Genomic DNA, 20341 nt, shown 5'->3' on the forward strand with positions numbered 1-20341 from the left:
CGGCTCCGGGGCTCAGGCCTCGTCGCCCTCGGCGCGGCGGCGGCCGCGCACGGCGCCGTCCGCCCGGGGGCCGCGGGTCGACTCGTCCTGGAACTCGGAGGCGGCGGCGAAGCCGAGGCGCGCGACCTCGAGCTCCTCCTCCTCCACGCCGACGCGCTCGCCGAGCGCGGTGGCCGCGTCGAAGTCGCGCGCGGCCTGGCTGTACTCGCCGCTCTCGAAGAGCGCGAGCCCGCGGTGCTTGAGTGCGAAGGAGTGCTCGACGTGCCACTCGTGCGTGCGCGCCTCCTCGACGCAGAGCGTGAGCTCCGAGAGCGCCTCGTCGGAGCGGTCGCGCAGCTGCATCAGGCGCGCGCGGCGGACGCGCGCGGTGAGCAGCTCGGCGCGGTCGCCGGAGAACCGGGTGCGGCGGACGGCCTCGGTGGCGATGTCCCAGGCCTCGTCGAGGCGGCCGAGCAGGCGCAGCAGCTCGGCCTTCTCGGTGAGCGCGGCGAGGGAGCGCAGCGCGCCGATCTCCTCCAGGCGGTCCTGGGCGGCGTCGACGTCGATCTCCTCGCGGAGCGTCGCGGGGTCGTGGCGGATGATGATGCTCAGGGCGGTTCTTCCTCGTGGATGCGGATCCGGATCGGCGCACGCGGCGGCGAGAGGACGGAGGGGGCTCTGGCCCCCGTCCACTGTACGGGCAACCGGGCCGGGGCGCCCGGCCCGGGCGCGCGGGGTCGAGGTCGGCCCCGGCGACGTTCCTCGGCCCCGGCGCCGCTCCTCAGCCCCGGCGGACCTGGAAGATGCTGCGCGCCGGCAGCGGCGACGGCGTGGCGGTGTCGTCGGTGACGACCGAGGCGCCCCCGAGGAAGTTCTCCAGCTCGCGCCCCTGCACCAGCTTCGCCGGCGCCGGGTCGGAGGCCAGCCGCCGCGGCAGCCCGTCCACCGGCAGCGGGGAGGGCGAGGCGAGCATCACCACGTTGCCGAAGCGCTTGGCCTTCAGCATCTGGGTGTCGGTCATGATCGCCGTGTGCGCGAAGACCGCCGCGAGCGTGGCGGCCTGAGCCCGGGCGAAGGCCAGCGCCCCGCCGTCGGCCACGTTGACCGCCACGACCCCGGTGGGCGCGAGCAGCGGAGCGATCTCGCGGTAGAACTCGGCGCTCGTGACATGCGCGGGCGTCCGGGCGCCGGAGAAGATGTCGACCACGACGACGTCGACCGTGCCGAGCAGCCCCGGCGGCAGCTTGCCGAGCACCTCGCGGGCGTCGCCCTGGCGGATCCGGATCTGCGCGCCGCGGGGCAGCGGGAGCGCCTCCCGCACCAGGTCGACCAGCGCCGCCTCGATCTCGACGACCTGCTGCCGTGAGCCGGGCCGGGTCGCCGCCACGTAGCGGGGGAGGGTCAGCGCGCCGGCGCCCAGGTGCAGCGCCGTCACCGCCTCGCCCTCGGGCGCGAGCAGGTCGATCGCGTGGCCGATCCGCCGCACGTACTCGAAGGAGAGGTGCGTCGGGTCGGCGAGGTCGACGTGCGACTGCGGCGTCCCGTCGACGACGAGGGTCGCTGCGTCGGGCGAGTGCCGGTCGGGCTCGATCTGCGCGAGGAACCCGCTGGCGAGCACGGCGCGGGGGTGCTCGGAGTCGTCGCCGCGTCGGCGACCGGTGCGTTCGGCCATCCGACCAGTCTGCCTTGCCGCGCAGGACGGGAGGCGGAGCGGGGGAGGCGGGGAGGGCGGGACCCTCGACCCGGCCGTATACCCGAGCCCCGTGCCGGACGCAAGCACCTGCACTTGCGCGGCGTGGCGCGGTACATCTATAGTTGTACTTTGCGCTCCCGAGTGCCGAGTCGTCATATTGCGGTCGACCAGCCATCGGAACCCGGCATCAGATGGTGGATGCCGATGCCACACTCTAGCCCCCGCCCCGAAGGCCGCGTCAAACCGGTCGCTTCGTCGCTGCGGCCGCGTCACCGCGGTCACGGCAGGGGAGCAGGACGTGTCGGCCCGCCCGGCGGGAGCCCACTCCACACATCCCACAGATTGAGACCCGCGAGGGTCTACGGAGGTTCCTTCCTTGGCTGCTGCGCCCAACGCAACCACCACCTCACCCAAGAACGGACGCGGAGCTTCGCGTCTCTCGTTCGCCAAGATCAGCGACACCCTGACGGTTCCGGATCTGCTCGCGCTGCAGACCGAGAGCTTCGACTGGCTCGTCGGCTCGGAGGCGTGGAAGACCCGCGTCGCCGAGGCGAAGGCCGTCGGCCGGGAGGATCTCCCCGCCAACTCCGGACTCGACGAGATCTTCGAGGAGATCTCCCCGATCGAGGACCTCAGCGAGACGATGCAGCTGAGCTTCACGAACCCGTACCTCGAGCCCGAGAAGTACACGATCGAGGAGTGCAAGGAGCGCGGCAAGACCTACGCCGCTCCGCTGTACGTCGAGGCCGAGTTCATGAACCACCTCACGGGTGAGATCAAGACCCAGACGGTCTTCATGGGCGACTTCCCCCTGATGACGGAGAAGGGCACGTTCATCATCAACGGCACCGAGCGTGTCGTCGTGTCCCAGCTCGTCCGCAGCCCGGGCGTCTACTTCGAGCGCCAGCAGGAGAAGACGTCCGACAAGGACATCTACTCCGCCCGCGTCATCCCCAGCCGCGGTGCCTGGCTCGAGTTCGAGATCGACAAGCGCGACCAGGTCGGCGTCCGCATCGACCGCAAGCGCAAGCAGTCGGTCACGGTCTTCCTCAAGGCCCTGGGCCTGACGAGCGAGGAGATCCTCGAGCAGTTCGCCGGCTACGAGTCGATCGAGCTGACCCTCGAGAAGGACAACATCCTCACCAAGGAGGACGCCCTCCGCGACATCTACCGCAAGCTCCGCCCGGGCGAGCAGGTCGCCGCCGAGGCCGCCCGCGCGCTGCTGGACAACTTCTACTTCAACAGCAAGCGCTACGACCTCGCCAAGGTCGGCCGCTACAAGATCAACCGCAAGCTCGGCATCGACAAGGCGCTGTCCGACTCGGTGCTCACGGTCGAGGACATCATCGCGACCATCAAGTACCTGGTCGCGCTGCACGACGGCCGCACCAACCTGCCCGGTGTGCGCGACGGCGCCGCGGTCGACCTCCGCCTCGACGTGGACGACATCGACCACTTCGGCAACCGCCGCATCCGCGCGGTCGGCGAGCTCATCCAGAACCAGGTCCGCACCGGCCTGTCCCGGATGGAGCGCGTGGTCCGCGAGCGCATGACCACGCAGGACATCGAGGCGATCACCCCGCAGACCCTGATCAACGTCCGCCCCGTGGTGGCCGCGATCAAGGAGTTCTTCGGCACCTCGCAGCTGTCGCAGTTCATGGACCAGAACAACCCGCTCGCGGGTCTGACCCACAAGCGCCGCCTGTCGGCACTCGGCCCCGGCGGTCTCTCCCGTGAGCGCGCCGGCGTCGAGGTCCGCGACGTCCACCCGTCGCACTACGGCCGCATGTGCCCGATCGAGACCCCGGAAGGCCCGAACATCGGCCTGATCGGCTCGCTCGCGTCCTTCGCGCGCATCAACTCGTTCGGCTTCATCGAGACCCCGTACCGTAAGGTCGTCGACGGCGTCGTCACCGCGCAGATCGACTACCTCACCGCGTCCGAGGAGGACGAGTACCTGGTCGCCCAGGCGAACGCCCCCCTCACCTCCGACATGCGCTTCGCCGAGGGCAAGGTCCTGGTCCGCCCCAAGGGCGGAGAGGTCGAGCTCGTCGACGCCGAGCGCGTGCACTACATGGACGTCTCCCCGCGCCAGATGGTGTCGGTCGCGACCTCGCTGATCCCGTTCCTCGAGCACGACGACGCGAACCGCGCGCTCATGGGCGCGAACATGCAGCGTCAGGCCGTCCCGCTGCTGCGCAGCGAGTCGCCCGTCGTCGGAACCGGCATGGAGGGCTTCGCGGCCATCGACGCCGGCGACGTCATCACGGCCGACAAGGCCGGCGTGGTCCAGGAGGTCTCCGCCGACTCCGTCACCGTCCAGCTGGACGAGGGCGGCACGCAGACCTACTTCCTGCGCAAGTTCGACCGCTCGAACCAGGGCACCTCGTACAACAACCGCGTGGTCGTCTCCGCCGGTGAGCGCATCGAGGTCGGCGAGATCGTCGCCGACGGTCCCGCGACCGAGAACGGCGAGCTCGCGCTCGGCAAGAACCTGCTCGTCGCGTTCATGCCGTGGGAGGGTCACAACTTCGAGGACGCGATCATCCTCAGCCAGAACCTGGTGAAGGACGACGTCCTCTCCTCGATCCACATCGAGGAGTACGAGGTCGACGCCCGCGACACCAAGCTCGGCAAGGAGGAGATCACCCGCGACCTCCCCAACGTCAGCCCGGAGCTCCTGGCCGACCTGGACGAGCGCGGCATCATCCGCATCGGCGCCGAGGTCCGCCCCGGCGACATCCTCGTCGGCAAGGTCACGCCCAAGGGCGAGACCGAGCTCTCGGCCGAGGAGCGCCTGCTCCGCGCGATCTTCAACGAGAAGAGCCGCGAGGTCCGCGACACGTCGCTGAAGGTGCCCCACGGCGAGCAGGGCACGATCATCGGCGTCAAGGTGTTCGACGCGCAGGACGGCGACGACGAGCTCGGCTCGGGCGTCAACCAGCGCGTGGTCGTCTACATCGCCCAGAAGCGCAAGATCACCGAGGGCGACAAGCTCGCCGGCCGCCACGGCAACAAGGGCGTCATCTCGAAGATCCTGCCGGTCGAGGACATGCCGTTCCTCGCCGACGGCACCCCGGTCGACATCGTGCTCAACCCGCTCGGCGTCCCCGGCCGGATGAACTTCGGCCAGGTCCTCGAGATCCACCTCGGCTGGATCGCGAAGCAGGGCTGGAAGGTCGAGGGCAAGCCCGAGTGGGCCAAGCGCCTGCCCGAGCACGCCCGCGAGGCCGCTCCCGGCACCAAGGTCGCCACCCCGGTGTTCGACGGTGCGGCGGAGGAGGAGCTCGCAGGGCTCCTCGACTCCACCACCCCGACCCGCGACGGCGAGCGCCTGATCGGCTCGTCCGGCAAGACGCAGCTGTTCGACGGCCGCTCGGGAGAGCCCTTCCCGGACCCGGTCTCGGTCGGCTACATGTACATCCTGAAGCTGCACCACCTCGTCGACGACAAGATCCACGCGCGCTCGACGGGCCCGTACTCGATGATCACCCAGCAGCCGCTCGGTGGTAAGGCGCAGTTCGGCGGCCAGCGCTTCGGCGAGATGGAGGTGTGGGCCCTCGAGGCCTACGGTGCCGCCTACGCGCTGCAGGAGCTCCTCACCATCAAGTCGGACGACATCCTCGGCCGCGTGAAGGTGTACGAGGCCATCGTCAAGGGTGAGAACATCCAGGAGCCGGGCATCCCGGAGTCCTTCAAGGTCCTCATCAAGGAGATGCAGTCCCTGTGCCTGAACGTCGAGGTCCTCTCGGCCGACGGCACCGCGGTCAGCCTGCGCGACACGGATGACGAGGTCTACCGCGCCGCGGAGGAGCTCGGCATCAACATCTCCTCCCGGTTCGAGTCGTCCTCCGTCGACGACATCTGATCCCGCGCCAGCATCTGACGACTCCCCGTCTCTGACGAGACACCCTGTTTTCCGACAAGGAGAAAACATTGCTCGACGTAACAACTTTTGACGAGCTGCGCATCGGCCTCGCGACGGCCGATGACATCCGTCGCTGGTCGCACGGTGAAGTGAAGAAGCCCGAGACCATCAACTACCGCACCCTCAAGCCCGAGAAGGACGGTCTGTTCGGCGAGCAGATCTTCGGACCCTCGCGCGACTGGGAGTGCTCCTGCGGCAAGTACAAGCGGGTCCGCTTCAAGGGCATCGTCTGCGAGCGCTGCGGCGTCGAGGTCACCAAGTCCTCGGTCCGCCGCGAGCGGATGGGCCACATCGAGCTCGCCGCCCCCGTCACCCACATCTGGTACTTCAAGGGCGTCCCCTCGCGCCTCGGATACCTGCTGGACATGGCGCCGAAGGACCTCGAGAAGGTCATCTACTTCGCGGCGTACATGATCATCGACGTGGACGACGACGGCCGTCACGCCGACATGCCCGGCCTCGAGAACGAGCTCCGGCTCGAGATCAAGACCCTCTCGGACCAGCGCGACTCCCGCATCGCGGACCGCCTGGCGCGCCTCGAGACCGACCTCGCCGCCCTGGAGGCGGAGGGCGCGAAGAGCGACCAGAAGCGCCGCACCAAGGACGGCGCCGAGAAGGAGATGGGCCAGATCCGCAAGTCCTTCGACGAGGACATCGCGCGACTGGAGAGCGTGTGGGAGCAGTTCCGCACCCTGAAGGTCGGCGACCTCAAGCCCGAGGACGCCGTCTTCAACGAGCTCGTCGACCGCTACGGCGTCTACTTCGAGGCCTACATGGGCGCCGAGGCGATCAAGAAGCGCCTCGAGCAGTTCGACCTCCAGGCCGAGGCCGAGACGCTGCACCTGCAGATCGCCGAGGGCAAGGGTCAGAAGAAGATCCGCGCCATCAAGCGCCTGCGCGTCGTCAACTCGTTCCTCGCCACCGGCAACTCGCCGGCCGCGATGGTCCTCGACGTGGTCCCGGTCATCCCGCCGGAGCTGCGCCCGATGGTCCAGCTCGACGGTGGCCGCTTCGCCACCTCCGACCTGAACGACCTGTACCGCCGCGTCATCAACCGCAACAACCGCCTCCGCCGCCTGCTCGACCTCGGTGCCCCCGAGATCATCGTGAACAACGAGAAGCGCATGCTCCAGGAGGCGGTCGACGCCCTCTTCGACAACGGCCGCCGCGGCCGTCCCGTCACGGGCACCGGCAACCGCGCCCTGAAGTCCCTGAGCGACATGCTCAAGGGAAAGCAGGGTCGCTTCCGCCAGAACCTGCTGGGCAAGCGCGTCGACTACTCGGGCCGCTCGGTCATCATCGTCGGACCGCAGCTCAAGCTGCACCAGTGCGGTCTGCCCAAGCAGATGGCGCTCGAGCTGTTCAAGCCGTTCGTCATCAAGCGCCTGATCGACCTGTCGCACGCGCAGAACATCAAGGCCGCCAAGCGCATGGTCGAGCGCTCGCGTCCGCAGGTCTGGGACGTGCTCGAGGAGATCATCCGCGAGCGCCCCGTCCTGCTCAACCGCGCGCCCACCCTGCACCGACTCGGCATCCAGGCCTTCGAGCCCCAGCTGGTCGAGGGCAAGGCGATCCAGCTGCACCCGCTCGTCTGCGCCGCGTTCAACGCGGACTTCGACGGGGACCAGATGGCCGTCCACCTGCCCCTGTCGGTCGAGGCCCAGGCCGAGGCGCGCATCCTGATGCTCGCCTCGAACAACATCCTCAAGCCCTCCGACGGCCGTCCGGTCACCCTGCCCACGCAGGACATGATCATCGGCCTGCACCACCTGACGACCATCCGCGAGGGTGGCGCCGGTGAGGGCCGCGCGTTCTCCTCCGTCTCGGAGGCGATCCTCGCGAAGGACCAGGGCTCGCTGCACCTGAACTCGAAGGTCCGCATCCGCATGTCGGACGTGTACTTCGCTCAGGGTCAGACCCCCGAGGGTGTCGAGATCGACGACAAGGGCAAGGTCACCGCGCCCGTCCTCCTCGACACGACGCTCGGCCGCGCCCTCTTCAACGAGGCGCTGCCGGTCGACTACCCCTACTTCGAGCAGGTCGCCGACAAGACGACCATCTCCGGGATCGTCAACGACCTCGCGGAGCGCTACCCGAAGGTGGAGGTCGCCGCCTCGCTCGACCGCATCAAGGACGCCGGCTTCTACTGGGCCACCCGGTCCGGTGTGACCGTCGCCCTCTCGGACATCCTCACCCCGCCCTCGAAGCCCGTCATCATCGCGGGCTACGAGAAGAAGGCGGCCAAGGTCGAGTCCGAGTACGACAAGGGTCTGACCACCCAGGCGGAGCGCCGCCAGGAGCTCGTGAAGATCTGGACCGAGGCGACCGACGAGGTCGCCAAGGCGATGCGCGCGAACTTCCCGATCGACAACACGATCAACCGCATGGTCACCTCCGGTGCCCGTGGAAACTGGCTGCAGGTGCGCAACATCGCCGGCATGCGCGGTCTGGTGAACAACCCGAAGGGCGAGATCATCGCCCGACCGATCATCTCCTCGTACCGCGAGGGACTGTCGGTCGCCGAGTACTTCATCGCCACGCACGGTGCCCGCAAGGGCCTGGCCGACACCGCGCTCCGCACCGCGGACTCGGGCTACCTGACGCGTCGACTCGTCGACGTCTCGCAGGACGTCATCATCCGCGAGGACGACTGCGGCACGACCAAGGGCCTCGACCTGCCGATCATGCTCCAGGACGCCACCGGCGCCTGGATCCAGGACTCGAACGTCGAGAACTCCGTCTACGCCCGCTCGCTCGCCACCGCGGCGACGAACGAGGCCGGCGAGGTCGTGGCCGAGGCCGGCGAGGACGTCGGCGACGTCCTCATCGAGAAGCTCGTCGGTGCCGAGGTGCGTCACATCAAGGTGCGCTCGGTCCTGACCTGCGAGTCGGCCGTCGGCGTCTGCGCGGCCTGCTACGGCCGCTCGCTCGCCACCGGCAAGCTCGTCGACATCGGAGAGGCCGTCGGCATCATCGCGGCCCAGTCGATCGGCGAGCCCGGCACGCAGCTCACGATGCGCACCTTCCACACCGGTGGATCGGCCTCGGCCGACGACATCACGCAGGGTCTGCCCCGCGTGCAGGAGCTCTTCGAGGCCCGCACCCCCAAGGGTGCGTCGCCGATCGCGGAGGCCGCCGGTCGCATCACGATCGAGGACACCGACCGGGCCCGCCGGGTCATCCTCCAGCCGGACAACGGCGACGAGGCGGTCATCTACCCGGTGCTCAAGCGCTCGCAGCTCCTCGTCGAGGACGGCCAGTCGGTCGTGCTCGGTCAGCAGCTGCACGTGGGAACGGTCGACCCCAAGGAGGTCCTGCGCGTGCTGGGCGTCCGCGAGGTCCAGAAGCACCTCGTCGGCGGCGTCCAGGGCGTCTACCGCTCGCAGGGCGTCCCGATCCACGACAAGCACATCGAGGTCATCGTCCGGCAGATGCTCCGCAAGGTCACCGTCGTCGACCACGGCGACACCGACCTGCTGCCGGGTGAGCTCGTCGACCGCTCGCGCTACAGCGAGGTCAACCGTGCGGCTCTGACCGAGGGCAAGCGGACCGCGTCCGCCCGCCAGGAGGTCATGGGCATCACCAAGGCCTCGCTCGCGACCGAGTCGTGGCTGTCGGCCGCGTCCTTCCAGGAGACCACCCGCGTCCTGACGCAGGCGGCCATGGAGGGCAAGCGCGACCCGCTGATGGGCCTCAAGGAGAACGTGATCATCGGAAAGCTGATCCCGGCCGGAACGGGTCTGCCCCGCTACCGGAACGTGTCGGTCGAGGCGACGGAGGAGGCGAAGGCCGAGCGGTACCCCAACCGCATCTTCGCCGACGACGCCGCGTTCAGCGACGCGGACCTCTCGTTCGTCGACTTCGACTCGTTCTCGAGCGACGGCTACGAGCCCGGCAACTACAGCTGAGCACGGTCTGAGTGACGAAGGGCCCCGCCGGGAGACCGGCGGGGCCCTTCGTCGTCCGCGGCACCGTGAGGGCAGGACGACGCGGGACGGCGGCCTCGCGCGGCGCGCGGTAAGGGCACCCTGACTGGGGGTCCGTCGATTCCCGACAGCGAGCCCGAACGGGGGCCCCGGGGTGATTGACTTCTGGGACGTTCGTCCGGTCGATCCCCTGAACCCGCTCAGCAGGGGTCGCGGCGGTGAGGAAACGTGCGGATGAGAGTCCTGATCGCCGTGCTGGCCGCCCTTCTCGTGGTGGTCGGTGCCGTCGTCGTACCGTCGGGCACCGCGGCCGCCGCGGCGGCAGCCACCGCCCCTCCGCCGGCGACCTGCGGCATCGCCGAGCTCGCCCCGGTCCTCCCGGGCGACGACGTCGAGTCCACGGCGGCGGCCTCGCTGGTGCCGATCCTGGTGCTGCACGGCTGGCTCGGCACCGCGACGCACGACGAGTCGCGCACGGGCGCCTTCTCGCACCTGGTCGACCTGGTCGCCACCAACGGCGTCGACCAGCCGGTCACCACCTCCCAGCGCTCGCTCATCGGCGCGTTCCAGGACACCGAGGGCGCCGTCGTCTACACCTTCGACTACCGCGATCTGGCGGCCCGCTGGGTGACCGATCCCGGCATCGCCGACGCCCTGGCCTCCTCGATCGCCTGCCTCACGGCGGCGACCGGCCACCGGGCCGTCGTCGTCGCCCACTCGATGGGCGGCCTCGCCGCGCGCCAGGCCCTCAGCCAGAGCGTCGACGGAGTGCCGGTGGAGTCGATGGTGCGCGAGGTCGTCACCTTCGGCACGCCCAACACCGGCTCGGACCTCGCCCTCCGCCTCGGGCAGATCATCGACTCGACCGGCACGGTCAGCCCCGCGGTGGTCGGCGGACTCGAGCCGCAGTCGCGCCTCGGCATCTCGGCGCTGCTCGCCTCGTGCGGCGCGGCGGCCTCGGAGGACGCGGGCAACGCGGGGGAGTGCACGGGCATGCCCATGATCGACGCGCTGTCCTCGCAGGCGGGGATCGCCCTGCGCACCGGCTCCACGCAGCTCGCGGCCCTGCCGCCGTGGCCGGAGAGCGTCCGCGTGGTCTCGCTCGCCGGCGACATCCGCGTGACCATCGCCTCGGTCCTGGGGTCGCGGACGGGCTCGGTGTCGCTCGGCGACATCATCGTCGCGCCGCCGTCGGCCGAGGCGGGCGTCGACGACTACGTCGTGTCGACCTGCTACTACACGCTGCTGTCGATGCCGGACGTCCCGTCGGTGCTCGCGGAGCTGAACCCGATGGCGCGGCTGGGCGATGCGCTGCGCTTCTCGGCGATGGTGGTCGCCATCGACGCCAGCCCCTGCCACCACGCCAAGCTGATGCGCAACGTCGAGCTCGCCGGCCACGCCGAGGCGGAGGTCGCCGGTGCGGTGGCGGACGAGCTCGACATTCCGCGCCTCGGCGCCGTGCGCGCCGGGCAGCACCTCCTGCCGCCGTCGGACGAGCCTCGCCGCCCCTTCCGCCCCTGACCGGCGGGACATGATGTCCGGAGTTTTGACGCGGCCCTGATCGAGCGCCTACGGTCGAGATCGGCCGAAGGGGCGGCCGCCTGGGGGACAGGCAGCGCGGCTCGCGCGGCTCGCACGCCGAGCGCGAGCCGCGCCCGTCCCGCGCGTCCGGCTGCCTCTGTGACCTCCCGAGTAGCCGATGTGCGCGACGACTGTCGGCGATCGTCTACGCTCGGGGGCACCGGGGACGCCGAAGCCGCCCCGCTCACCCGCCTCCGGAGGCACGATGGGCACCGACACCCCGCCCGAGGTCCCGCCGCGACCGGCCCGATTCAGCCGCGAGCAGGTCCGGACCCGGCTCCTCGACGCCGCCCTCGCGGTCGTCCGCGCGGAGGGCCTGCGCGTCGGCGTCTCGCACCTGCCGCTCGAGGACGTCATCCGCTCCGCCGGAGTGCCGCGCAGCACGGTCTACCGGATCTGGCCCACCCGCCAGGCGTTCTACGACGAGCTGGTCGCGGCGATCCCCGAGCGGATCCTCACGGCCCGGCTCGACCCCACCTCGCTCACCGCGGGGGACGCCTACCTGCACCGCCGCCTCGCCGAGCAGCCGACTCCCGAGCAGATGCGCGAGATCCTCGTCGCCTCGCTCACCGTCGCGATCGAGGCCAACTACGACAACGTGTTCGCCTCGCAGCACTGGCGCAACTTCGTCGCCCTGATCGGCGCGGTCGACTCGCACTCGGAGTCGGCCCGCGTCGCGATCCACGAGGCCCTGCACTCGCGCCAGGTGCACTTCATCGAGAACATGGCGAAGTACTACCGGCACACCCTCGCCGAGGCGGGCCTGCGCCTGCGCTCGGGGCGGGAGGAGGAGTACGCCGTGCTCGCCTCCGCCATCTCCTCGTTCGTCGAGGGACTCTGCGTCGCCCGGATCGCCGCGCCCGAGCTGGTGACCGGACCGATCGATCCGGGTCGGCCGGACTCGCCCTCGCTCGTGGTGGCGGGCACGCTGATGCTGATCGACGGGTTCTGCGAGCCCGTGCCGCCCGCGCCCGCGCCCACCCGGTCCGCACCGGCGGCGGACGCCGCGCTCTAGCGGTCGGCGGGAGGCTCGTCCTCGGCGACCGGCTCGAGCATCCCGTCGACGATCGAGCGGATCGTCCAGGCGGTGAGGCTCCACTCGACGGGCTCGTCGTCCAGGCCGGGCGCCGTGACGACGGCGTCGAGCTCGTCGTCGAGCAGTCGCCCGCGGTGCACCAGCCCGTCCGTGACGATCGCGGTGAGGTGCGCGAGCTGGAGCGTGGTGAAGCCGGGCCGGAGCGAGGCGCTGAACTGGTCCAGGACGTCCTGGTAGTAGTCGCGCAGCCGCTGGCTGAGCATGGTCTCGAGCCGGCGGGCGGTGGCGCGCACCGCCTCGCGCGCGGGCCCCTCCTCCATCGAGAAGGTGCACGCCAGCAGCGCGTTGTAGGAGGACCAGTCGACGGAGGCGCGAAGGGTCTCCACGCTGGAGTTCGCACCGATGCGGATCATCTCCCAGGCCACCTGACGGCGGCCCACCGCGGTGCCGAGGTGGGCGGAGGAGCGCTCGTAGACCTCGGTCATCGCCCGCTGGGCGTCGGGATCCGCGCCGTCGGCGAAGCGGTCCGCGACGAAGATCTCGCCGATGAGGTCGGCGACGAACTCCTCCCGCGTGCTCCAGATCCGGTAGACCGAGCTGCGCGGCACGGCGGCCAGGCGGATGTACTCCTCCATCGGCAGATGGGCGAAGCCGACCGTGAGACCGTGGGCCGAGATGACCTCGCGGGCGGCGCGGAGCATCCGGGCCCGCACCTGGTCGGCGGGGATCCGGGTCGAGCGGAGGGCGGTCTCGTCGGAGTCGTTCATCGTCACGGAGACTAGCCCTCCTGGGCGGGGCGCGAGCAAGGAGGGGGTTCCGCGGTCGGCGGAGATGCGCTGATGGTCGTCGGGACGGAATGTCCCGTGCGTGGCTCGGCCGGTCCTCCTTTCGCTACGGTTCGATCCAGGACGGACCCGACCGTCCTCGCAAGGGGTTTCCGTGGCGGAATTCGAGAAGTTCGCTGTGACCGTGGTGAGCGGTCTGTCCATCGAGCGCGCGGCTCTCGCGGCGCTCCTCGTCGACGTCCTCCCGCACCTGAGTGTCGCGGACCCGGACGCCGCCGAGGCGGACACGATCGCGGTCCTGGACCTCGACCGGGTCGCGCCCGAGGTGCTGACCAGCACGCTCGCGGAGGTCAGCGCGCGGCATCGCGGCCTGGTGGTGCTGTCCGCGTCGGACTCGCTCGAGGCCGTCCGCGCCGTGCTCCGCCTCGAGCGCACCGCCTTCGTCTGGAAGGGCGACGAGCCGGGCGAGCTCGTCGCGGCCCTGGTGTCGGTCGCGTCCGGCCGCTCCTGGATCTCGGAAGCGGCCCGGCACCGCTTCCTCGCCGCCGGCGAGCACCGCCGGCCCGTGCTCAGCCGGCAGGAGAGCCGCGTCATGCGCTCCTACGGGTCCGGCACGGCGGTCAAGGACGTCGCCCTCGACATGCGGATCGCCGAGCACACCGTGCGCACCTACATCAAGCGGATCAAGGCCAAGTACCTCGACGCCGGCATCGCGCTGGAGTCACGGGTCGACTTCTACCGCCACCTCGACGGGCACGACGTCGCGATCCGCAACGGCCGCGACCGGGTGCGGCCCGGCCTGCAGGAGACGGGCGGCGGCGTGCGAGGCGAGGTCGCCTCGTGAGGCGAGCAGGATCGCGTTGCCGCTCCCGCGCCCCTCGGCGTAGCTGAGCGGACCGACGGCGGCGACCACCGGCAGCACGCGCTGCACCTCCCGCCGGAGCCGCCGCAGGCGCCGGTGATCGGCGTCGTCGGCGACGTTGACCGCGAGCAGGCCGCCCTCCTCGACCAGCCCGGCGAGACCGCCGAGCACCTCGGCGCGGTAGAAGGGCTCCGGGATCTCGTCGCCGTCGTAGACGTCCAGCACGACGAGGTCGGCCCGCGGCACGGCGAGGGGTCCGGCGGCGTCCGCGGTGACGCTGCGCAGCCGCGTCCCGGTGGGGAGCGGTGCGTGCGCCAGCACGAACTCGACCAGCCCGGCGGCGCGCTCGACGACCGTCTGCTCGGAGCCCGGCCGGGTCGCGGCGACATGGCGCGCCAGAGCCAGCGCCCCGGCGCCGAGGTGGAGGACCGTCACCGGGACGCCCGGCGGCGCGAGCGCGTCGACCGCGGAGCCGAGCCGCGCCAGGTACTCGAGGCCGAGCTGCTCGGGCGCGCGGAGGTCGATCAGGGACTGCTCCGAGCCGTCGATCTCCAGCACCAGCGAGCCCTCGCGGATCGGGTCGGGCTCGAGCGAGACCAGGGCCCCACCGGGGAGACGGGCGGAGGGGGGCACCCGCCCACGCTAGCGGGAGCTCCCGCCTCGCGCCGGACCGCGGCCGCGGCTACGGTTGCAGCCATGGCCGCCCTCATCCTGCTCGACGTCGACGGCGTCCTGAACCCGTCCGTCTCGAGCGACCGCGCGGCGGGCGGCCACCGGCTGATGCTCGAGCCCGAGCGCGAGGACCTGGTGCGCCGCCTCGCCGCCGTCGGCACGATCGTCTGGGCCACCACCTGGCCGCCGAAGCTCACCTCGGTGCTCGCGGACGATCTCGGTCTGCCGGCCGGCACCGAGGCGATCGTCTTCGGCGGCGGACTCCCTCGCGACCCGCGCTTCCCCGAGCAGACCGGCAAGCTGCAGCCCGTCGCCGTCTGGCTCGAGCAGGCACGGGAGAGGGTCGCGATCGACGCCGTCGTCTGGATCGACGACAACCTCCGCGGCGACGCCGTCGACTGGGCGCGCGAGCAGGAGACCCCCTTCCACCTGATCGTGCCCGAGGCGGCCGCCGGTCTGACGGCGGACGAGGTCGCCGGCGCGGAGTCGTTCCTCGCGGATCTCGGTGTCCGGCCGGCGTCACACGGCGACATCCGGGAATAGGGGTCCCCCTCCCGCTGGTTGGGTGGAGGGTGCGGACGCGTGCGATCGATCGCCGTCCGCTCCTCCCCACCCCACCGAACCGTGCGCGGCTCCGGCCGATCCGGTCGTGAGACACCGCGATGCACCGAAGGAAAGACACTGTGACGCTCCTCCCCGCCCGCACCTCGCTGCGCGTCCTGCTCGGCACGACCGCGGCCGCCGCCGCCCTCGTCCTGGCCGGCTGCGCCCCCGCCTCCACCGACGACGTGGTCTCCGGCTCCAGCGACGACAGCACCGCCTCGACCGCCTCCGGGCTGACGCTCGCCGAGGTCGAGGAGTCCGGGAAGCTGACCATCGGCACCGAGGGCACCTACTCCCCGTTCTCCTTCCACGCCGACGGCGGCACGGGCGACCTCACCGGCTACGACGTCGAGGTGATCACCGCGGTCGCCGAGAAGCTCGGCGTCGAGCCGGAGTTCGAGGAGACCCAGTGGGACGCGATGTTCGCGGGTCTGGACGGCGGCCGCTTCGACGTGATCGCCAACCAGGTCTCGATCAACGACGAGCGCAGCGCGAAGTACGACTTCTCCGAGCCGTACTCGGTGAGCCCCGGCGTGGTCGTCGTGCCGGCCGACGACACCGAGATCACCTCGCTCGACTCGCTCTCCGGCAAGACCACCGCGCAGTCGCTCTCGAGCAACTGGTACACGCTCGCGCAGGACAGCGGCGCGACCGTCGAGGGCGTCGAGGGCTGGGCCCAGGCCGTCGCCCTCGTCGAGCAGGGCCGCGTGGACGCGACCCTCAACGACCGCCTCACCTGGCTGGACTGGTCGACGACCTACCCCGACCAGGCCGCTGGCCTCAAGGTCGCCGTGACGACCGACGACAGCTCCTCCAGCGCCTTCACCTTCCCGAAGGGCTCGGACGACCTCGTCGCCGCGGTCGACGGCGCCCTCGACGAGCTGCGGGCCGACGGCACCCTCGCCTCCATCTCCGAGCGCTACTTCGGCGCCGACGTCTCCCAGTAGCCACGCCTCCGGCGGCGGGTCTCGATACGCCCCTTCGGGGCTTCTCGACCAGCAAGAAGGACGCCTGCGGCGCTGGTCGCCGCATCCGGCTGCCGGCTGCACCATGCTGATCGAGTAGCCCGCGCAGCGGGCGTATCGAGATCCTCCGTCACCGAGACGCGAGTCCGCCGACCACCGTCTCGGACACAGTGGGTCTCGATCCGTCCCTCCGGGGCTGCTCGACCAGCATGGGTCGGCCGACACCCCCGCTTCGCAAGGCCGAGCGGCCCCGAGAAATGCGTGCCAGCATTTCTCGGAAGCGGACGCGACCCGCTCTGCCCCACGCATCCACCTCGAAATGCCGACCGCGGTCTTCTCCCGCCTCCGGCGGGAGAAGACAAGATGGAACTGTTCTTCAGGTCGTTCTGGCCGATCCTGTCGGGCGGCATCGTCGGCACGATCCCGCTGGCGCTGTCGAGCTTCGTGCTCGGCCTGGCCCTCGCGCTGGCCGTCGCGCTGATGCGCCTCTCGCGAGTGAAGGTCCTGTCCTGGATCGCCCGGGCCTACATCTCCGTGATCCGCGGCACCCCGCTCCTGGTGCAGCTCTTCGTGATCTTCTACGGCCTGCCCAGCCTGGGCGTCAAGATCGACCCCTGGCCGAGCGCGATCATCGCCTTCGCCCTGAACGTCGGCGGCTACGCGGCAGAGGTCATCCGCGCCGCGATCCTCAGCGTGCCCAAGGGGCAGTGGGAGGCGGCGCACACCATCGGCATGGGCCGCGGACTCGCGCTGCGGCGGATCATCCTGCCGCAGGCCGCGCGCGTCTCGGTGCCGCCGCTCTCCAACACGTTCATCTCGCTGGTCAAGGACACCTCGCTCGCCTCGCTGATCCTGGTGACCGAGCTCTTCCGCCAGGCGCAGAAGATCGCCACCGCCTCGAGCGAGTTCATGCTGCTCTACCTCGAGGCCGCCCTCATCTACTGGCTCATCTGCCTCGTCCTCTCCAGCGGCCAGAGCCTCCTCGAGAAGCGATTGGACCGCTATGTCGCCCGTTGACGCCTCCTCCGGCACCGCAGGCCGCCCCGCCGACGGCGAGCGGCCCGTCCTCCGCGCCACGGGGCTGCGCAAGTCCTTCAGCGGCGTCGAGGTCCTCCGCGGCATCGACCTCGAGATCCGCCGCGGCCAGGTCATCGCGCTGATCGGCCCGTCCGGCTCGGGCAAGACGACGGTGCTGCGCTCGCTGAACAGCCTCGAGGTCCCCGACGGCGGCGTCCTCGAGCTCGCGGACGGCTCGGTGCTCGACTTCGGCGGGCCGGTCGGCAAGCGCGCGCTCACCGCGCTGCGCGACCGCTCGGCGATGGTCTTCCAGCACTTCAATCTCTTCCCGCACCTCACCGTCCTGCAGAACGTCACGGAGGGCCCGCTCCGCGTGCAGCGCCGCCCGGCGTCCGAGGTGGTCCCGGAGGCGGAGGCGCTGCTCGAGCGCGTCGGTCTCGGCGGCCGCGGCGGCGCCTACCCCTTCGAGCTCTCCGGCGGCCAGCAGCAGCGGGTCGGCATCGTCCGCGCCCTCGCGCTCCGGCCCGACCTGCTGCTCTTCGACGAGCCGACGTCGGCGCTCGACCCCGAGCTGGTCGGCGACGTCCTCTCGCTGATGCGCGAGCTGGCGGGCGAGGGCTGGACGATGCTCGTCGTCACGCACGAACTGGAGTTCGCCCGGCAGGTCGCCTCCGAGGTCGTCTTCATGGCCGACGGCGTGGTCGTCGAGCGCGGCGCCCCTGCGCAGATCCTCCGCGAGCCGCAGGAGCCGCGCACCCGGCAGTTCCTGCACCGCCTGCTGCACCCGCTCGAGTAGCGCACCGGCCCGCAGAGGCGTCCACCGGCCCGCGGCGGCGTCCCCCGTCCCGGGGTGGGCGCGGCGGTCGCTCGACCCGCGCGGACCCGTGCCTAAGCTGTCGGAGTGACGGGGAACAGCGAAGCCGAGACCACGCGGATGCCGACGACGGGCGACGGGACCGAGCCGACCCGGGAGTACGTCTGGCCCGAGCCGGAGCCGGGCGGCCGACGTCCCGCGACCGGCGCCACCGCCGTGCAGGAGGCGCAGCCCGCGTCGCCGTCCCCGCTCGGCTCCGTCGAGCCGGAGCCGGAGCCCGCCCGCCGGAAGGGCAACCGCCTCGCCGGCCTGGCCATCGCCCTGCTCACCACCGCGGTCTTCGCCGCCCTGTACCTCGTCGCCCTCACCGCGATCCGCGTGCTGATCGACGCCGTCGCGGGCGACCCCGCGTCCATCGCGCTCGCGCAGGGCCCCACGGCCGTCTTCCTCCTCCCGGTGGCCGCCTTCTTCGTCGGCCTCGCCCTGATCGTCCTTGCCGTCAACCGCGCGGGCTGGTGGGCCTACGTCCTCGGCGGCTTCTTCGTCGCCCTGCTCGCCGGCGCGGCGGCCCTCGTCGGCGCCTGGTCCGCGGTCGGCGGCTTCGCCGTGCCGCAGGACCGCACCGCCGTCGTCGACTTCCTCCGCGACCCCGCGACCCTCCTCGCCGTCGCCGCGGCCGCAGTGCTCGCCCGGGAGGTCAGCGTCTGGGGCGGGAGCCTCATCGCCGGCCGGGCGCGCGGGGTGAAGCGCCGCAACGCCGAGCGCGACGCCGCCGCGCAGTCGTGACGGCCGCCGGCCCGGGGGAGCAGGGCCGCGGCGCCGGGCTCGGCTACGGCATCGCCCTCGCGGCGTTCGCGTCCTTCCTCTACCTCGCCCTCGTGGTCTGCGCGTTCGGCGTGCTCAGCCTGCTGCTGGACCAGGACGTCGTCCCCGAGCGCGACGCCGGCCCGATCCTCGGCCCGGTCGTGGTGGCGGTCTGCGTCCTCGCCGTCCTCGTCTCGATGATCACACTCGCCGCCCGGCCCGGCGTCAGCCGTCTCGTCGGCCCCTCGCTGCTGACGGCGGTCGTCGTCTACGCGCTCTTCCTCCTGGTCGGCGGCGCGATCTACGGCCTGGGCCTGGGGGAGCCGGGCGCCATCCTCCGCTTCGTCGTCGACCACGCCGCGACGCCCTTCGCGATCGCCGCGGGCGTGCTGGCCGGAGCGGTGCAGATCCTCTTCCTCGCGATGCTCGCCCGCCGCGACGCCGGCGGCGGGACCCCGCACTGGGGCTGGGAGGGCGACGAGCGCGAGTGAGGCTCCCGGGCGGCGTTCTCTCCCAGGCGAACGCCGTCCGGTTGACCGCCCCCGTCACTCCCCGTAATATTCTTCGGGTGTGCGCTTTGTCGTGCGCTCGTGTCGTGCCTCCGGGCCGGCGCAGTGCCGCGCTTCGCTCCACCGGGTCCGCGAGGACCCGCGGGTTCGTCCGATCGGGCGGCCCCCACGGCATACCCCTCCTCCTCCAGGTCTCCGCTCGTCGGGGCCGAGAGGGAGTCGGGTCCAGATGAACTCGGCCGTCCCGGAGACGGGCAGGCCGAATGTCGACCATCGATCCGCTGTCACCGTGCAGCATTCAAGGAGCAAATCAGTGCCAACGATTCAGCAGTTGGTCCGAAAGGGACGCACGCCGAAGGTCACCAAGACCAAGGCGCCCGCCCTGAAGGCCAACCCCCAGCAGCGCGGCGTCTGCACGCGCGTCTACACGACCACGCCCAAGAAGCCGAACTCGGCCCTCCGCAAGGTGGCCCGCGTGAAGCTCTCCAACGGCACCGAGGTCACGGCCTACATCCCCGGTGAGGGCCACAACCTCCAGGAGCACTCGATGGTGCTCGTCCGCGGCGGTCGTGTGAAGGACCTCCCCGGTGTCCGCTACAAGATCGTTCGCGGCGCCCTGGACACCCAGGCCGTCAAGAACCGCAAGCAGGCTCGCAGCCGGTACGGCGCGAAGATGGAGAAGAAGTAATGCCTCGTAAGGGACCCGCTCCTAAGCGCCCCGTCGTCGCAGACCCCGTCTACGGCGCCCCGGTCGTCAGCCAGCTCGTGAACAAGATCCTCCTGGACGGCAAGAAGGGCCTCGCCGAGCGCATCGTCTACGGCGCGCTCGAGGGGGTCTCGACCAAGAACGGCCAGGACGCCGTCGTCACGCTCAAGAAGGCGCTCGACAACGTCCGTCCGACCCTCGAGGTCCGCAGCCGCCGCGTCGGCGGCTCGACCTACCAGGTCCCCGTCGAGGTCAAGCCGCACCGCGCCAACACCCTCGCCCTCCGCTGGCTCACCAGCTACGCGAAGGCCCGTCGCGAGAAGACGATGACCGAGCGTCTCATGAACGAGATCCTCGACGCGTCGAACGGTCTGGGCGCCGCTGTCAAGCGTCGCGAGGACACCCACAAGATGGCCGAGTCGAACAAGGCCTTCGCGCACTACCGCTGGTAGCGCACCCCG

At 71.2% G+C, this 20341-nt stretch carries 16 protein-coding genes; 13 read left to right on the forward strand and 3 right to left on the reverse strand.

Going from position 1 to position 20341, the window contains the following annotated elements:
* Window positions 1-12 precede the first annotated feature (12 nt).
* Together MT350_RS01780 and MT350_RS01785 are read right to left on the reverse strand one after the other, a co-directional pair.
* Window positions 13-672, reverse strand: coding sequence for a hypothetical protein (locus MT350_RS01780; protein ID WP_185019941.1), 660 nt, complete (start codon window positions 670-672; stop codon window positions 13-15).
* An 88-nt stretch (window positions 673-760) separates the two neighbouring features.
* Window positions 761-1651, reverse strand: a complete 891-nt coding sequence (locus tag MT350_RS01785; protein ID WP_243600547.1) for a spermidine synthase — start codon at window positions 1649-1651, stop codon at window positions 761-763.
* Between the two features lie 397 nt (window positions 1652-2048).
* On the opposite strand from MT350_RS01785, the gene rpoB reads away from it, so the two are divergent.
* The 4 genes from rpoB (at window position 2049) to MT350_RS01805 (ending at window position 12122) form a co-directional block, all read left to right on the forward strand.
* Window positions 2049-5540: a DNA-directed RNA polymerase subunit beta gene (rpoB, locus tag MT350_RS01790; protein ID WP_123702077.1), complete on the forward strand. Its 3492-nt coding sequence runs from the start codon at window positions 2049-2051 to the stop codon at window positions 5538-5540.
* Window positions 5541-5608: 68 nt separating this feature from the next.
* Complete coding sequence (locus tag MT350_RS01795; protein ID WP_123445025.1) at window positions 5609-9508, forward strand: DNA-directed RNA polymerase subunit beta'; 3900 nt, start codon at window positions 5609-5611, stop codon at window positions 9506-9508.
* Between the two features lie 252 nt (window positions 9509-9760).
* On the forward strand, window positions 9761-11047 hold the full coding sequence (locus MT350_RS01800; RefSeq protein ID WP_243615312.1) for a triacylglycerol lipase: 1287 nt from the start codon (window positions 9761-9763) through the stop codon (window positions 11045-11047).
* A gap of 265 nt (window positions 11048-11312) precedes the next feature.
* A complete protein-coding gene (locus MT350_RS01805; RefSeq protein WP_243615313.1) occupies window positions 11313-12122 on the forward strand; it encodes a TetR/AcrR family transcriptional regulator in 810 nt (269 codons plus the stop codon).
* On the opposite strand, the gene MT350_RS01810 is transcribed toward MT350_RS01805, so the two are convergent.
* On the reverse strand, window positions 12119-12910 hold the full coding sequence (locus MT350_RS01810; RefSeq protein WP_243615314.1) for a hypothetical protein: 792 nt from the start codon (window positions 12908-12910) through the stop codon (window positions 12119-12121). The two genes, MT350_RS01805 and MT350_RS01810, sit on opposite strands and share 4 nt — an antisense overlap.
* 172 nt (window positions 12911-13082) lie before the next feature.
* Between MT350_RS01810 and MT350_RS20320 the strand changes: the two genes are divergently transcribed.
* The 9 genes from MT350_RS20320 (at window position 13083) to rpsG (ending at window position 20332) form a co-directional block, all read left to right on the forward strand.
* Complete coding sequence (locus MT350_RS20320; protein WP_123735020.1) at window positions 13083-13772, forward strand: LuxR C-terminal-related transcriptional regulator; 690 nt, start codon at window positions 13083-13085, stop codon at window positions 13770-13772.
* 714 nt (window positions 13773-14486) lie between these two features.
* Window positions 14487-15005, forward strand: a complete 519-nt coding sequence (locus MT350_RS01820) for an HAD domain-containing protein (protein WP_243615315.1) — start codon at window positions 14487-14489, stop codon at window positions 15003-15005.
* A 140-nt stretch (window positions 15006-15145) separates the two neighbouring features.
* Window positions 15146-16012, forward strand: a complete 867-nt coding sequence (locus tag MT350_RS01825; RefSeq protein WP_372487839.1) for an amino acid ABC transporter substrate-binding protein — start codon at window positions 15146-15148, stop codon at window positions 16010-16012.
* Window positions 16013-16393: 381 nt separating this feature from the next.
* Window positions 16394-17047, forward strand: a complete 654-nt coding sequence (locus MT350_RS01830; RefSeq protein ID WP_243600551.1) for an amino acid ABC transporter permease — start codon at window positions 16394-16396, stop codon at window positions 17045-17047.
* Entirely contained in the window at window positions 17034-17843 is an 810-nt protein-coding gene (locus tag MT350_RS01835; RefSeq protein ID WP_243600552.1) for an amino acid ABC transporter ATP-binding protein, read from the forward strand. The genes MT350_RS01830 and MT350_RS01835 overlap by 14 nt, the downstream gene beginning before the upstream one ends.
* 105 nt (window positions 17844-17948) lie before the next feature.
* Window positions 17949-18647: a hypothetical protein gene (locus MT350_RS01840; protein WP_243600553.1), complete on the forward strand. Its 699-nt coding sequence runs from the start codon at window positions 17949-17951 to the stop codon at window positions 18645-18647.
* The gene (locus tag MT350_RS01845) at window positions 18644-19156 is read left to right on the forward strand and encodes a DUF6121 family protein (protein WP_123445035.1); all 513 of its coding nucleotides are present in this window, start codon (window positions 18644-18646) and stop codon (window positions 19154-19156) included. Before MT350_RS01840 ends, MT350_RS01845 begins: the two co-directional genes overlap by 4 nt.
* A gap of 331 nt (window positions 19157-19487) precedes the next feature.
* A complete protein-coding gene (gene rpsL / locus MT350_RS01850; protein ID WP_011186743.1) occupies window positions 19488-19862 on the forward strand; it encodes a 30S ribosomal protein S12 in 375 nt (124 codons plus the stop codon).
* Window positions 19862-20332, forward strand: a complete 471-nt coding sequence (gene rpsG, locus MT350_RS01855; RefSeq protein WP_056037355.1) for a 30S ribosomal protein S7 — start codon at window positions 19862-19864, stop codon at window positions 20330-20332. Before rpsL ends, rpsG begins: the two co-directional genes overlap by 1 nt.
* Window positions 20333-20341: the final 9 nt, after the last annotated feature.

It is taken from the genome of Rathayibacter sp. VKM Ac-2928, from assembly GCF_022815545.1.
Taxonomy (GTDB): Bacteria; Actinomycetota; Actinomycetes; order Actinomycetales; family Microbacteriaceae; genus Rathayibacter; species Rathayibacter festucae.